The organism is Streptomyces pactum (assembly GCF_016031615.1).
In the GTDB taxonomy this organism is placed as follows: domain Bacteria; phylum Actinomycetota; class Actinomycetes; order Streptomycetales; family Streptomycetaceae; genus Streptomyces; species Streptomyces pactus.
The window spans coordinates 217799-231753 of record NZ_JACYXC010000001.1; the positions used below are offsets into that span (position 1 = coordinate 217799).

Below are 13955 nucleotides of genomic sequence, written 5' to 3' on the forward strand. Positions count from 1 at the left end.
GTGGCCGGTGCGCCGCGGTGGGGCCGGTGCGCCGCCGGGACCGGTCAGTCGAGTTCGTCGAGGAACGCGGACACGGCCCGGGCGACGCCGTCCGGCTCGTCGTCGTGGATCCAGTGGCCGGCCGTGGGGAAGGTGACGAGCCGGGTACCGGGCCGGCGCCGGGTCATCTCCCGGGCCAGCGGGGCCGGCAGCAGGGGACTGGCGCCGCCGTGCAGGACCAGGGCCGGGCAGGTGGAGGCCAGCCAGTCCGGCCACCAGTCGCCGACGCCGCCTTCCTGGACCTCCATCATGTCGTCCCAGTCGAACAGCAGTCGCCAGTGGTCGCCGTCCGGGGCGGCGCTGTGCATGAAGTAGCCGCTGTCGGGGACGCCGGCGGCCTCGATCTTCCGCGCCAGTTCGTCCCGGGTGCGGCCGGTGCGGGGCCAGCCGCGTACGTCCAGGACGGGGTTCTCGATCTCCGGACGGCGCATCAGGGGACCGACGTCCTCGACGACCAGCGCGGACACCAGCTCCGGGTGGCGGGCGGCCAGTTGGTAGGCGGTGATGCCGCCGAGGGAGTGGCCGAGGACCACCGCCGGTGCGAGGTCCAGCTCGCGCAGCAGGGCCGCGGCGTCGGCGACGAACGCGTCGCGCCCGTAGTCGTCCGCGCGGTCGCTCAGGCCGTGGCCACGCTGGTCCGGCGCGACGATCCGGGCCCGGCCGGCGAGGTCCCGGGCCAGCCGGGTGAAGACGGTGCCCCGGCCGAAGGTGCCGTGCAGCGCCAGCACGGGGGTGCCGCGGCGGCCGCCGAAGGCGACGTAGGACAGGGTGCGGCCGCCGACGCGGGCGAAGAGCTGACCGGGAGCGGCGGCACCGTGGGGAACACCCGTGGGGGACGGGGACCCGCGGCCGTTCACAGCTGCGCCAGGGTCAGCTCGACGGTGGCCACCAGAGCCTGCCGGTCGGTGCTCACCCGGCTGAGCACGCGCAGCCCGTAGTACGTGCTCTGGACCTGCCGGGCGAGGGTCCGGGCGTCCCGGCCGGCCGGGATCTCGCCGGTGCGCTGCCCGGTGGTGAGCACCGCGTACAGCTCGTCCTCCACCCGGTCGAAGCTGCGCCGCACCGCGGCCCGCACCTCCGGGTCGGTCGCGCCCGCCTCGACGGCGGCGTTGACGGCGAAGCAGCCGGGTCCGTCGTCGAGGTCGGCGTCGATGGCGTGGATCATCATCCGGCGCAGACGCTCCCTGGCCGGGCCCGGCTGCCGGAGCAGCGCGATCTGCTCGCCGGTGCTGGTCTCGTGGTAGCGGTGCAGCGCGCGCAGGTAGAGCCGGCGTTTGCCGCCGAAGGCGTTGTACAGGCTGGAGGGGTTCAGCCCGGTGCTCTCGCACAGCTCCCGGGTGGAGGTCCCCTCGTAGCCATGGCGCCAGAACGTCTCCATGGCGGCGGTGACGACGCGGTCCTCGTCGAACTCTCGTGGCCTGGCCATCCCGCCACAGTAGTGGGGTGTCGAACCGCCCGGGGCACCACCCGCCTCCGCCCCCGGCGGGGCGGGGGGGCGAAGGGCGGAGGCGGCACGGCGGCCGGCCGTCGGCGGACGGCCGGGGGCGCGGACGAACCGGGGGCCCGGGCCGCCAGGTGGTGCGGGCGGCCGGGTGCGGACGACGCGGGGTGCGGGGTGGCCGGGTGCGGGGCCCAGGGGCGGTCAGCGGCGCACCCGGACCGGCCGGGCGGGGACGGGGTCGGGGGCCGGTGACCACGGCCGCGGGGGGCCGGTCCCGGCGCGGGGCGGGCGAGACGTGCGGCCCAGCCCACGCCGGCGCATCCCAGGACGGCGAGCCCGGCCCCCACCCAGGCGACGGACGCGTAGCCGTAGCCGGCGTCGATGACGAGTCCGCCCAGGAACGGGGCGAGGGTGTTGCCCACGTTGAAGGCCGCGGTGTTGCCGGCTCCGACCAGGGTCGGCGCGTCGGGGGCGAGGGTGAAGACCCGTGACTGCAGGGCGGGGTTGGTGACGTAGCCGGCCGCGCCGAGGCAGAACACCAGGGCGAGGACCACGGCGGTCGCGCCACCGGCGGCCACCGCCAGCAACCCGGAGAGTACGGCGAGCGCGGCCAGGCCCCAGCCGAGGGTGGCCAGCGGAGAGGTCCGGGCGGTGCGTCCGCCGACGACCAGCCCCAGCATGCCGCCCACACCGAACAGGGCCAGCACCGCGGGCACCCACCCCTCGCCCAGGCCGGTCTCCTCGGTCAGCAGTGGTGCCAGATAGCTGAAGGTGACGATGACCGCGCCGAAGGCGAACCCGGTGACCGCGTAGGAGAGCCACAGCTGGGGGCGCGCCATGCCGCGCAGTTCGGCACGGACCGACGCGGGCGGCCGGTGGCCGTCACGGTCGCCGGGTACCACGAGGAGGGTGGCCACCGCACTGACCACGGTGGCCGCCGCCACCGCCCAGAAGGCCGCGCGCCAGCCGGAGTACTGGCTCAGCAGGGTGCCGGCCGGCACCCCGACGATGGTGGCCAGGGTCAGGCCGCCCGCGACGAGGGCGACCGCCCTGCTCCGGGCGGCCGGCGGGACCAGCGGCACCGCGGTGGCCACGGCGACGCCCCAGAAGCCGGCGTAGGCCAGCGCGCCGGCGATCCGGGTGATGAACAGCAGCGGGTAACCCGGGGCGAGGGCACCGGCCACGTGGCACGCCGCGAAGACCGCCTGCAGGGCGACGAGCGTGGTGCGGCGGGGCAGCCGGAGGGTCGCGACCGCCAGCAGCGGCGCCCCCACCACCATCCCGATCGCGAAGGCGGAGACGAGCAGACCCGCGTCGGGAATGGACACGTGCAGGTCGTCGGCGATGTCCGGCAGCAGGCCCGAGAGCATGAACTCGGAGGTTCCTTGGGTGAAGATGCCCAGCGCCAGCACATACACGGCGAGCGGCATACGGCCCCCTTCCGCTGGTCGAGGACGCGGGGCGTGCCCGGACCGTCCATGATTTTGAAGTGATTGCTCCATAACGCGGCGCGCGCCCGTCGGGCCGCCCCGCGACGGGACAGTAGCACGTTTTGTAGCGAGCGCTTCAAAATTCCGGGAGGCGGGGCGGTGGACCGGCGCCGTACCCGGTCCGACGCGCTGCGTCCGCCGGCGTCCGCCCGCCCCGGGCTCCCGGCGGCGCCCCGGGTACGACGCAAGCCTGCTCCCACCGACCGGAGTTGACCGGAACCGACCGGAGCCGACCGAGAAGGCCGAGCCCCGGGTGGCAGCCGCCGCCCGCCGGGGTGGCGTCCTTGCCCCGCCGCGCCGGGGCGGCGATGCTGGCGCCGTCGTCCGCCGCCGCGCGGCGGTCCTTCGAGCACGGGAGCCGAGCATGGGCCGGACCGCGCCGGAACTGCCGCCGGAGAACCGGCGGCTGTCACCCTTCACCGGCTACGCCCGGGAGCACTGGGTGGCGGTCGCGGACCGGCTGCTGGTGGACGCGCACCGGTTCGCCTCACCGTCCGGCGCCCGGATCGTGCTGCCCGGACCGCCCTCCTGCTCGGGGCGCGACTCCGACCAGCTGGAGGGTTTCGCCCGGACCTTCCTGCTGCTCGCCTACCGGATGGCCGGGTCCGGCGGTGCCGCCCCGGCCGGGCTGCCGGCGGCCTACGCGGACGGGCTGGCGGCCGGCACCGATCCGGCCCACCCCGAGGCGTGGCCGGCCATCTCCGCGCGGTGCCGGCAGACCCTGGTCGAGGCGTGCTCGCTGGCGCTGGGCCTGCACCTGGCCCGGCCGTGGCTGTGGGACCGGCTGGACGCGGCGGTGCGGGAACGGGTGCTGGCGTGGTTCCAGGGCGTGTGGGGGCTGCCGGTCCCGGACAACAACTGGCACCTGTTCCGGGTGGTCGTCGGGGAGTTCCTGGCGAGCGCCGGGGCGCCGCACGACCGCCGGGAGATGGACGCGGACCTCGCCCGGATCGAGGACTTCCACGTGGCCGGCGGGTGGTACCGGGACGGGGGCGACGGCCGCGTCGGGGACAACTTCGACCACTACGGCGGCTGGGCGCTCCACCACTACCCGGTGCTGTGGGCCCGGATGGCCGGCGACCGGGGGGCCGCGCGGCTGCCGGTGTTGCGGGAGCGGCTGCGGCGGTTCCTGGCGGACTACGTCTGGTTCTTCGGTGCCGACGGGGCGCCGGTGCACCAGGGGCGCTCGCTGATCTACCGGTTCGCCGCCGCCACCGCTCCCTGGATCGGGGCGCTGGCCGGGGCCACCCCGCTGACGCCCGGGCAGACCCGGCGGCTGGCCGGCGGCGCGCTGCGGCACTTCGTGGACCGGGGCTTCCGGGACGCCCACGGCATTCCCACGCTCGGCTGGTACCGCCCGTTCCCGGCGATGGTCCAGGACTACTCCGGCCCGGCGTCCCCGTACTGGCTGGCGAAGGCGTTCGCCGGGCTGCTGCTGCCGGCGGATGACCCGTGCTGGACGGCGGTGGAGGAGCCGCTGCCGGTGGAGGCGCGGGGCGGGGTGCGGGCGCTGCCGGTGCCCGGGTTCGTCCTGTCGGCGACCCGGGCCGACGGCGTGGTGCGGCTGGTCAACCACGGCAGCGACCGCCATCTCCCCGGGTGCGCCGCGGATCCGCACTACGTCCGGTTCGCCTACTCCACCGTCACCGGGCCGTGCCTGCCGTCGGCGGGGGCGGGACCGGTCGCCGACAACCACGTGGGGCTGGTGGACCCGGTCCACGGTCTGTCCGCCCGCGCCCGGATCCACCGGCTGCGGGTGGTGGACCGGCACGCCGCGTCCTGGCACCGCCCGGTGTGGCCGGGCCGGGACGAGGACACCGGGTGCCGCATCGAGACCGCGAGCGTGGTGTGGGGGGCATGGGAACTGCGCGCGCACCTGGTGGACGCGCCGGCCGGACTGCCACTGTACGACGCCGGGTGGCAGGTCGCCGGTGAGGAACCGCCGCTCCCGTCCACCGGGGAGCGGTGGGCGGCGGCCGTCGCCGCGGCCGGGCCGGCCAGCACCTTCGTCTCCCTGTACGGCCACGACGAGGTGGCCGTCGCCGTGGCCGAGGACACCAGCGCCTTCGGCCCGCGGTCGGCCGTCCCGTACGCGACGGCGCGGCGCACGGCCCGGCGGACCCTGCACGTCGCGCTGGTGGGACTGGAGGGTCCGCAACGGCCGGACGGACCGGAGGCGCCGGACGGACCGGAGGGGCGGCGGAGGACCCCGGCCCGCCCCGCGGTGCGCTGCCGGGTCCGCCGGTGGACCGTCACCGTCCGGTTCCCGGACGGCACCTGGGTGCTGGTGGCGATGGGCGAGGAGCCCGCACACGGGTTCCGGCTCGGCGGGCGGCGGGTGACCGTCCCGGTGCGCTACGCACGGCTCTCCCCCGGTGCCGCCCCGGTGGTGGCACCCGGCTGAGGCGGGGGGTCCGGGCCGCGCGGCGCGAGGTGGCGGCGCCGGCCACCGGCGTCTTGGCCCAAGGCGCGGACGGTCCCGGATCGCCCGTCCCCGCCGGCCGTCCCGCCTCGCCCGGACGGTGCGGCACGGGGAGGGCCGGCGTGCGGCGGGGGCACCTACCGACCGGGCGTGTCCGGCGGGCCGGGCGCCCGTCGGCCGGGCAACCACGGCCGCCCCCACCCAGCGGGCAGGTGCGCTCGCCGGCGCGGTGTGCTCACCGGCCGACGGTGAACCGGAAGTCACGCAGCGCCAGGGCGAGCAGCGGGCGGCGGCCGTGCAGGTGGGCGAGCGGGCCGGTCGGCGGCACCGACAGCCGGGCGCGGCCCGGTGAGACGGTGCCGGTCAGCCGCAGCGGCACCTCGCACACCCGGCCGTCGGAACGTCGCTGGACGAGGTGGGAGCGCACCGGCCAGCGGCCCGGCAGGCGCAGCAGGTCCCGGAAGGTGCCCGTGGCCACGGCCGGCCCGTCCGCGTCCCCGGTGCGCAGCCGGGTGCGGACCGTGCCGCCACGCGAACGTCGCCGGCCGCCGGCCGGGGCGGTGACGTCGAAGGTGAAGGTGCCGAGGTCCTTGGGGATGCCCCACAGCTCCCGGCCGCCCGCCATGGACCGCTCGTCGTCGACCCACACGGACACCGCCGTGCAGGCGATCCGGCGGCCGTGCCGGACCGCCACGGCGACCAGGAGCTCGCGGTAGGCCAGTACGCCCCCGGGCCGGTAGTCCACCCAGAAGGTGACCACGACGCCCCGGCCGGCGACCGTCAGCGGGCGTACGCCCGGGGGCAGCCGGTCGGCCGGCAGCCGGCGGACCGGCACCGGCCACACGGCCAGGTACATGTCGCCGCACAACCGCCAGGGTTCGGCGGGGTAGTCGGTCACGGCACCTCCGGCGTCTCGCGGGCGCGGGGCGGGCCCGGCCGGTGGCCCTCGGTCAGGATACGCCCGGCGTACGGCGGCCGGCCGGTACCGCCGGGGCGCACGGGCGGCGCACCCCGGCGGTGCCGGGCCGTCCCCGCGTCCCCGGCCCCGCGCGCCGTGCCCCCCGTCACCGGCACCGAGCGCGTGCCACGCCACCGGCGCCGAGCGGCGGCGAGCGGTGCGCGGTCACGGTCCGGCGTCGGCCGCGGTTCCGGCGTCGGCCGCGGGGCGGCCGTGGCCGCTCCCCCGGCCCGGCACCGGCCACCGCCGCAGCGGCGGTCGGGGTCGCGGTCGCGCCGCCGGGCCCGGCACGGGTGTGCGGGGCCCGGCGGCGGGCCGGCGCGCCGTACGCCTCCGTACGCCCGCCTCCGTACGCCGACCAGTGCGGTCAGGGCCGGTGGTACCGCACCAGCGGCTGGTCGGGGACCGGTCCGTCCAGCACCGCCTGCGGGATGCCGTTGAGGTGCCGGTCGAAGTGGGCGGCGACCACGCCGCGGGTGGTGGCCACCAGCTGTTCGCCGGCCGGCGCGGTGCCTGCCCGGGCCGCGGGCGTGGCGAGGTACGGGGCGAGGACCGGGTGGTCGGTGAAGCTGTTGTGGTCGGCACCGGCCACGGTGAGCCAGCGCTTCCACCCGTCGAGCCCGCGCCAGGTCGCGTCCCAGGTGGCGTCCCGGCCGCCGGGGCGGTGGACCTCGTCGTCCGTGCCCAGCATCAGCACCGGGCGGCCGCCGAGCCCGCCGGGCGGCACCGGGGCGTGGAAGGCTCCGTCCATGTTGAGGCCGGCCCGGAAGCGGCCGTCGGCGGCCATCGCGGGAATCGACGTGGCACCGCCCAGCGAGTGGCCGGCCACACCGATCCGGGCACGGTCGATCAGCCGGGCGTACGGCAGGTCCGGGCGCCCCCCGGTGAGCTGGTCCAGGACGAACGTCAGGTCCCGGGCGCGCCCCTCGGTGGCCCTGCGCAGGTCCTCCCCGGTCTCCGCCTGCTCGCAGGCGACGCAGGTCAGCACCCGCCCGCCGGGGAAGGAGGTCCCGAAGGACTCGTAGGCGTGGTCCACCGCGGCCACCAGGTAACCGCGGGAGGCGAGGTCCTCGGCGAGCGAGGTGAGCGAGTAGCGCCCCGCGCTGAGGCCCGGGGAGAGCAGCACCAGCGGGTGGCTGCCGGGGAGCGGCCGGGCGCCGGTACGGCTGCGGGTGACGGTGCCGCTCACGGTCTCCGGCCGGACCACCCCTTCCAGCCCCAGGTTCCGCAGCAGGAGCCGGGCCTCCTCGGTGGTGGCGTACCGGGCGGGCCCGCCGGTCCCCCGCCGCGCCGGGTAGTACACCGTCACCATCAGCTCGCGGGCGCCGGCTTCGGGCACCCACGGGTCCGTGCGGGACCCGTCGACCAGGTGCAGGGTGTCACGGCCGACCGCGTACGGGCCGGTGGTCGCGGGCAGCCGCGGACGTTCGGAGCGCGTACCGGGGGCGGGGTCGGCGGACGCGGCGGACGGCGGCGGCGCGGCTGCCGCCGTACCGGCGGTGAGGGCCGTCAGGGAGAGGGCGGCGCACACCAGGCTCTGGGCGGCGACGCGAAGACGTCTGTTCATGCCCATGACGCTAGGGTCCGCCCCGGCGCGGGCGCGTCACGCCGTGGTCGGGTCCGCCGGCCCGCCCGTGCTACTCGGCGCCTACGACCCCGGTAGCACCTCCACCGCCTCCCCGGCTCCCGCACGGCCGTGGTCCCCGGCGCACGGCAAGCGGGGCCGCGGCCGCGGTGGTTGGGCGGTGGGGTCCGTGACCCGGTCCTGCGGTGACGGGTCCGGCGGACAGGGACGGGCAGGGCTCGGCGCACACGCCGGCGTGCGCCGTCGTGCCGCCGGCCGGGGTCCGGGTGCGGCGCTGGCGGACTCCGTCCGTCCGGCGCGGCGGGACGCCGTCACGGGCCACCGCGCGGGCGGCCGACCCGTCAGTCTCCGGCCCACCGCCCCCGGGCCACCGGCCGTACCGGCCCGTGCGTCCACGCGCCCACCACGGGCGCCACGGCCGGACGGCACCCGGACGCCGCACCGGGCAGCGCTCCGGGCGGCACGGCCGACCGGCCGTGCCGCCCGGAGGCCCGCCGAACAGCTCTAGAGGCCCTGTTCGGTCAGCGACTTGACCAGCGTGCCGTCCCCGGCCGCACCGCGCGGACCCGGTACGCGGGCCGAGGCCGCGTAGCCGTGCCGCCGGTAGAAGGCGGGCGTCTGGTGGACGAAGGAGGAGACCGTCACCCGCTCGCAGCCGCGGCGGCGGGCCTCCTCCTCGGCGGCGCGCAGGATCTTGTTCTCCCAGCCGTCCTCACGGCTGTCCTCACGCACCCACAACAGCTCTATCTCGCACAGCCTCCCCCAGGTCCACCCGGCCAGTCCGCCGATCAGCGCGCCCGTGCCATCGGTGACCTTGACCGCCAGAGCCCCTCTGCGGGACTCGCCGGTGGGGGCCACGTGGAACGCGCCGAGTTCCTCGGTCAACCGGTCGTGGAGCTCGCTGTCGACTTCGCCGGTGGTCAGGGTCGGACCAGGTCCTGCGTCGGTTGTCATGGTTCGCATTGTGCCAGCCCGGCGGGGGTGGCTGCGGGCCGCCCGGGGACACTGCCGGGTACCGGCGGGACCGTCCGACATCGTACCGGCGGCCGTCGTTCCGGGGCCGGTGGTGTGGCCGCCACCGACCCTGCCCCACCGGCCCCGGCGCCCCCCACCCCGCCGGACAGCGCCCGCGCCCCCGCCGGTGCCGGCCCCCGGCGCCCCCGCCCCCGCCGGGCCGCGCCGCTCGGCCGGCCGGTTCCGCGAGCACGGCCCCCGAACCGGCCCCGGGTCCGGCCTCAGCAACCGGCCCCCGGACCGGACGGCCGCGGGGCGGTACGACCGCGGGGCCCGGCCGCCACGGGCGGGGCGCGCCGCCCGGCGGTCAGCCGTCGGCGCCCACGTACTCCCGCAGGTGCCGGGCGGTGAGGGTGTCGCCGTGGGCGACGAGGTCGGCCGGGGTGCCGGTGTACACGACCTGGCCGCCGTCGTGCCCGGCCCCGGGACCGAGGTCCACGATCCAGTCGGCGTGCGCCATCACCGCCAGGTGGTGTTCGATGGCGATCACCGTGTTGCCGTCGTCCACGAGACGGTCCAGCAGGGCCAGCAGCTGGTCCACGTCGGCCATGTGCAGCCCGGTGGTGGGTTCGTCCAGGACGTAGATTGCGGCCTTCTCGGCCATGTGGATGGCGAGCTTCAGCCGCTGCCGCTCCCCTCCGGAGAGGGTGTTCAGCGGCTGCCCGAGCCGCAGGTAGCCCAGCCCCACATCGTTCAGCCGGCCGAGGATGGCGTGCGCCTGGCCGTCGGGGAAGAAGTCGTGCGCCTCCGCCACCGGCATCGCAAGCACCTCGCTGATGTTCCTGCCGCGCAGGGTGTGGCGGAGGACCTCGGCGGTGAACCGCCGGCCCTCGCACTCCTCGCACACCGACGCCACCCCGGCCATCATCGCCAGGTCGGTGTAGACCAGCCCGATACCGTTGCACCGCGGGCAGGCGCCCTCGGAGTTGGCGCTGAACAGGGCCGGCCGGACACCGTTGGCCTTGGCGAACTGGGTGCGTATCACGTTCAGCAGCCCGGTGTACGTGGCCGGGTTGGAGCGCCGGGAGCCGCGGATCGGCGACTGGTCGGCGACCACCACCCCGTCCCGCCCGGCGACGTAACCGTGGATCAGGGTGCTCTTGCCCGAGCCGGCGACGCCGGTGACGGCGGTCAGCACCCCGAGCGGGATGTCCACGTCCACCCGGCGCAGGTTGTGCCGGTCGGCGCCGCGCACCGGCAGCGTCCCGCGCGGGGTGCGGACCGTCTCGCGCAGCCGGGCCCGGTGCTCCAGGTGGCGTCCGGTCAGCGTGCCCGAGGCGCGCAGCCCGGCCACGTCCCCGGCGTAGCAGATCCGGCCGCCCGCGGTGCCGGCGCCGGGGCCGAGGTCGACCACGTGGTCGGCGATCTCGATCACCTCGGGCTTGTGCTCGACCACGAGCACCGTGTTGCCCTTGTCCCGCAGCCGCAGCAGCAGGTCGTTCATCCGCCGGATGTCGTGCGGGTGCAGGCCGGTGGTGGGCTCGTCGAAGACGTAGGTGACGTCGGTGAGCGAGGAGCCCAGGTGCCGGACCATCTTCACCCGCTGGGCCTCGCCGCCGGACAGCGTGCCGGAACCGCGGTCCAGGCTCAGGTACCCCAGGCCGATCTCGACCAGGGAGTCCAGCAGGGCGCGCAGGTTGGCCAGCAGCGGGGCCACGGACGGGTCCTCGACGGTGCGCAGGAACCGGGCCAGGTCGCTGATCTGCATCGCGGAGCACTGGGCGATGTTGAGGCCGTTGACCGTCGAGGACAGCGCGGCGGGGCTGAGCCGGGTGCCGCCGCAGTCGGGGCAGTCGGTGAAGACCACGGCCCGTTCCACGAAGGCCCGCAGGTGGGGCTGGAGCGACTCGGGGTCCTTGGCCAGGTAGAGCCGCTGGATCTTGGTGATCAGCCCCTCGTAGGTGGTGTTGAGGCTGCCGGTCCGCACCTTGGTGGCGGGCTTGTGGAGGAAGTCCTGCCACTCCTGCTCGGTGAAGTCCTTGAGCTTCTTGTCCGGGTCGTAGAAGCCGGAGCCGGCCATCACCTGCCAGTACCAGGAGTCCACGGCGAAGTTGGGGGCGGTGATCGCCCCCTCGCGCAGCGAGCGTTCACGGTCGACCAGCTGATCGATGTCGATCTTCGATATCTGCCCCAGTCCCTCGCAGGCCGGGCACATGCCCTCGGCGCTGTTGAAACTGAAGGCGCTGGAGGTGCCGATGTGCGGGGTGCCCAGCCGGCTGAAGACGATCCGCAGCATGGTGGAGGCGTCGGTGGCGGTGCCCACGGTGGACCGCGAGTTGGCGCCCATCCGCTCCTGGTCCACCACGATCGCGGCGCTCAGGTTGTGCAGGGCGTCCACGTCCGGCCGGCCCAGGCTCGGCATGAAGGACTGGATGAACGCGGTGTAGGTCTCGTTGATCAGCCGCTGGGACTCCGCGGCGATGGTGCCGAACACCAGGGACGACTTGCCGGAGCCGGAGACCCCGGTGAACACCGTGAGCCGGCGTTTGGGCAGATCCAGGGAGACGTTCGCCAGGTTGTTCTCCCGGGCGCCACGGACCTGGATCACGCTGTGGGAGTCCGCGGCCGGGCGGTCCGCGGCGGATCCCCCGGGGCCGGTGTCCGGAGCGTCGGCGCCGTGGTGCGGACGGGTGGTTGGCGTGCTGTTCATGCTGTTCCCCCTGCCGGGATACTTTCTGCATACACCGTACTCAGTTACTCCGTCAGCATAGCGCCCGCACAGTGGTGCTCGTGGCGTGGCCGTGGTCGTGCCCGGTCCGGTACCGGGTGTCCGGACCGCCCCGCCGCTCCCCGATGCTCCCCGCTGGACAAGCGACCTGACACGGTGTCGGTACCGCCCGCGGCGGGCACACGGGGGCCCCGCCCGCCCACCGGGCCCCGGCCCCGGACGGTGTGCGGCGACCGGCCGGACGTTCCTCGTCCCTGCGGGTGACGTGCCTGACCCAGCGGGGCGAAGCCCCGGTTGCGGTCCCGCGCCGGGGGTTATCCCTGTGCCGTCGATCCGACACCACATCACCGAACGAGGAGAATTCCCGTGCGTATCAGATCAGCCGTGGCCACCACCGCCCTGACCGCCGCCGTCGTGCTCGGCGGTGCCGTCGCCGCGTCCGCCGCCGACGTCCCGGCCGGCTCCGGCGGGGCCGGTGAGAACACGCAGAGCGCCCAGCGCACCTCCGCCCAGCCGCCCACCCTGCTGGAGTCCGTGGGGCTGCAGTCCCTGATCGACCGGACGGAGCTGGCGATCGGTGGCCTGACCGGCCGCTGAACGGTCCGCTGCGTCGTGCCGGCGGTCCGTCGCCGGCACCCGGAAGGAGGTTGGGCGGGCTGTGCGCGAGAAGCCGGCGGTCGGGGTTTTCATGCCGCCGCGTCCCGACGGGCAGCCCGCCCGCCCCGCGGCCTCCCTCGACCACGGGAAGATCCCGGCGGACGCCTGGGCGCGCCTGCGCCGGCTGCTGGACGAACGGTCGCCGGACATCGAGGTGGTCCACGACCTCGACCTGCGCCGCTCCTACGTCCTGGACGGCCGGGTGTACTGCGACGGGCGGTGCGCCGGCGATCTGGACGTGTACGTGTGGTACGCCGAGATGGAGCGGGTGCTGGGCGGCTACCACCTGGAGGTGCTCAAGACGCTCGGTTCCGAGGTGCTCGTCGTGCCCGACCCGTGGCGGTTCGAGCAGGGCCTGGACAAGTTCTGGGCCCATCGCACCCTGGCCCGCGCGGGGGTGCGGGTGCCGCAGACCGTGCTCGTCGACCACCGGAACCTGGATCTGGTCGCCCCGGTGCTGGACGCCTGGGGGCGGGCGCTGCTGAAACCGCGGTGGGGGTCGTTCGGGCACGGGGTCCTGCTGGTGGAGGACTTCGCCGAGGTGCGCGACGTGCTCGGCTTCCTCACCCGCAGCTCGCCCTGCGCGGCCCGGCAGGCCTTCCTGCTGGAGCGCTTCTACCCCAACGACCCGGCCGACTGGGTGAGCGCCGTCATGATCAACGGTGAGCTGATGTACGGCTACCGCAAGCAGGAGGCGGCCCGGGTGCCGCTGGGGCGCGCGGGGGCGTGGAAGGTCTTCGACGCCGAGGGCATCGGCGGCCATGTGGAGCCGGCGGAGCTCTCCCCCGGCCACCTGGAGCAGGCCCGGCGGGCCCAGCGGGCGCTGGGGTCGCCCATCGTCGGCTTCGACATGATCCTGCACCGGGGCTCGCCCGTCGTGGTGGACGAGAACACCTTCCCCGGCCTGTACCCGGACCTGTTCACGTGGGCCGGCCGGGACCTGGGCGAGGAGCTGTTCCGCCTGGTGCGGAACGCGGTCCGGCGGTGGCGGGAGGCCTGAGACCGCGCCGGCCGGCTACCGGTCCGTGGCGAGGACCACCTCCAGCAGCCGAGGCCCGTGCACGCCCTCCACCCGGCTCAGCTCGATGTCACTGGTCGCGGACGGTCCCGAGATCCAGGTGAGCGGGCGGGCCGGGTCCAGCCGCTCCAGCGCCTGGCCGACCGAGCAGACCACCTGGTCGGGCGCCCGCACCACACAGATGTGATGGTCCGGCACCAGGGTGATCCGGCGGCTGCCCTGCGCCGGCCCGGCGTCCAGCACGAGGGTGCCGGTCTCGGCGACGGCGACCGCGCAGCCGGTGACCACGGTGTCCACCGCGTCCAGCTCGCGCGGCCCGAGGTCCGGGGCGTCGGGCACCCGCTCCACCTCGGGGCCGGCGGCCGACAGCCACTCCTCCGGCAGCCCCGCGGGCACCACCACCCGGCGGCTGCCGCGGGCGGCGAGGGAGGCGGCGACCCGCCCGGGGATGCCGGCGGTGTCCGTCCGGTGCACCACCGCCCGGTACTCCGCGAGGTTCTCCGCCAGCAGCCGGGCCGCCTGGCCGGGGGTGAGTTCGTCGTGGACCCGCAGGTAGTCGCGGACGACCGGTACGTCCCCCGGCTTCTCGGCCGCGGGTACGTCGGCCAGCGCGCGGCGGACCCGGCCCAGGATCTCCTCACGGGCGCTCACCGGCTCACCCCA

General features: G+C 76.1%; 11 protein-coding genes. 3 read left to right on the top strand and 8 right to left on the bottom strand.

From position 1 onward, the window contains the following. Nucleotides 1–44 precede the first annotated feature (44 nt). Genes IHE55_RS00865 through IHE55_RS00875 form a run of 3 tightly spaced genes read right to left on the bottom strand, consistent with a single transcriptional unit; the run spans nucleotide 45 to nucleotide 2910 of the window. Nucleotides 45–896, bottom strand: a complete 852-nt coding sequence (locus IHE55_RS00865; RefSeq protein WP_197987247.1) for an alpha/beta fold hydrolase — start codon at nucleotides 894–896, stop codon at nucleotides 45–47. Next, a complete protein-coding gene (locus IHE55_RS00870; RefSeq protein WP_197987248.1) occupies nucleotides 893–1465 on the bottom strand; it encodes a TetR/AcrR family transcriptional regulator in 573 nt (190 codons plus the stop codon). The genes IHE55_RS00865 and IHE55_RS00870 overlap by 4 nt, the downstream gene beginning before the upstream one ends. Beyond that, nucleotides 1348–2910 carry a Cmx/CmrA family chloramphenicol efflux MFS transporter gene (locus IHE55_RS00875; RefSeq protein WP_197987249.1) on the bottom strand — a complete coding sequence of 521 codons (1563 nt, stop codon included), beginning with the start codon at nucleotides 2908–2910 and terminating at the stop codon, nucleotides 1348–1350. The genes IHE55_RS00870 and IHE55_RS00875 overlap by 118 nt, the downstream gene beginning before the upstream one ends. Before the next feature lie 424 nt (nucleotides 2911–3334). Between IHE55_RS00875 and IHE55_RS00880 the strand changes: the two genes are divergently transcribed. Continuing rightward, nucleotides 3335–5374 carry a DUF2264 domain-containing protein gene (locus IHE55_RS00880; protein ID WP_197987250.1) on the top strand — a complete coding sequence of 680 codons (2040 nt, stop codon included), beginning with the start codon at nucleotides 3335–3337 and terminating at the stop codon, nucleotides 5372–5374. Nucleotides 5375–5627: 253 nt separating this feature from the next. Here the strand turns inward: IHE55_RS00880 and IHE55_RS00885 are convergent, their stop codons facing one another. The 4 genes from IHE55_RS00885 to IHE55_RS00900 form a co-directional block, all read right to left on the bottom strand. Continuing rightward, nucleotides 5628–6290: an acetoacetate decarboxylase family protein gene (locus IHE55_RS00885; protein WP_197987251.1), complete on the bottom strand. Its 663-nt coding sequence runs from the start codon at nucleotides 6288–6290 to the stop codon at nucleotides 5628–5630. 427 nt (nucleotides 6291–6717) lie between these two features. Further along, complete coding sequence (locus IHE55_RS00890; protein ID WP_197987252.1) at nucleotides 6718–7917, bottom strand: alpha/beta hydrolase family protein; 1200 nt, start codon at nucleotides 7915–7917, stop codon at nucleotides 6718–6720. A 522-nt stretch (nucleotides 7918–8439) separates the two neighbouring features. Continuing rightward, nucleotides 8440–8889 (bottom strand): GNAT family N-acetyltransferase, encoded by a 450-nt coding sequence (locus tag IHE55_RS00895; protein WP_197987253.1) that lies wholly within the window; start codon nucleotides 8887–8889, stop codon nucleotides 8440–8442. Between the two features lie 367 nt (nucleotides 8890–9256). Beyond that, nucleotides 9257–11599: an ATP-binding cassette domain-containing protein gene (locus tag IHE55_RS00900; RefSeq protein ID WP_197987254.1), complete on the bottom strand. Its 2343-nt coding sequence runs from the start codon at nucleotides 11597–11599 to the stop codon at nucleotides 9257–9259. A gap of 384 nt (nucleotides 11600–11983) precedes the next feature. Between IHE55_RS00900 and IHE55_RS00905 the strand changes: the two genes are divergently transcribed. Next, nucleotides 11984–12214: a hypothetical protein gene (locus IHE55_RS00905; protein WP_197987255.1), complete on the top strand. Its 231-nt coding sequence runs from the start codon at nucleotides 11984–11986 to the stop codon at nucleotides 12212–12214. 61 nt (nucleotides 12215–12275) lie between these two features. Beyond that, entirely contained in the window at nucleotides 12276–13274 is a 999-nt protein-coding gene (locus IHE55_RS00910; RefSeq protein WP_197987256.1) for an ATP-grasp domain-containing protein, read from the top strand. Between the two features lie 15 nt (nucleotides 13275–13289). Here IHE55_RS00910 and IHE55_RS00915 read toward each other — a convergent pair whose 3' ends face one another. Further along, a complete protein-coding gene (locus tag IHE55_RS00915; protein WP_307826434.1) occupies nucleotides 13290–13943 on the bottom strand; it encodes a LutC/YkgG family protein in 654 nt (217 codons plus the stop codon). Nucleotides 13944–13955: the final 12 nt, after the last annotated feature.

Excerpts from the sequence above, each read along its gene's own strand:
- IHE55_RS00870 (WP_197987248.1), bottom strand. The coding sequence starts at position 1,465 with ATGGCCAGGCCACGAGAGTTCGACGAGGACCGCGTCGTCACCGCCGCC.
- IHE55_RS00875 (WP_197987249.1), bottom strand. The coding sequence starts at position 2,910 with ATGCCGCTCGCCGTGTATGTGCTGGCGCTGGGCATCTTCACCCAAGGA.
- IHE55_RS00880 (WP_197987250.1), top strand. The coding sequence starts at position 3,335 with ATGGGCCGGACCGCGCCGGAACTGCCGCCGGAGAACCGGCGGCTGTCA.
- IHE55_RS00890 (WP_197987252.1), bottom strand. The coding sequence starts at position 7,917 with ATGAACAGACGTCTTCGCGTCGCCGCCCAGAGCCTGGTGTGCGCCGCC.
- IHE55_RS00895 (WP_197987253.1), bottom strand. The coding sequence starts at position 8,889 with ATGACAACCGACGCAGGACCTGGTCCGACCCTGACCACCGGCGAAGTC.
- IHE55_RS00900 (WP_197987254.1), bottom strand. The coding sequence starts at position 11,599 with ATGAACAGCACGCCAACCACCCGTCCGCACCACGGCGCCGACGCTCCG.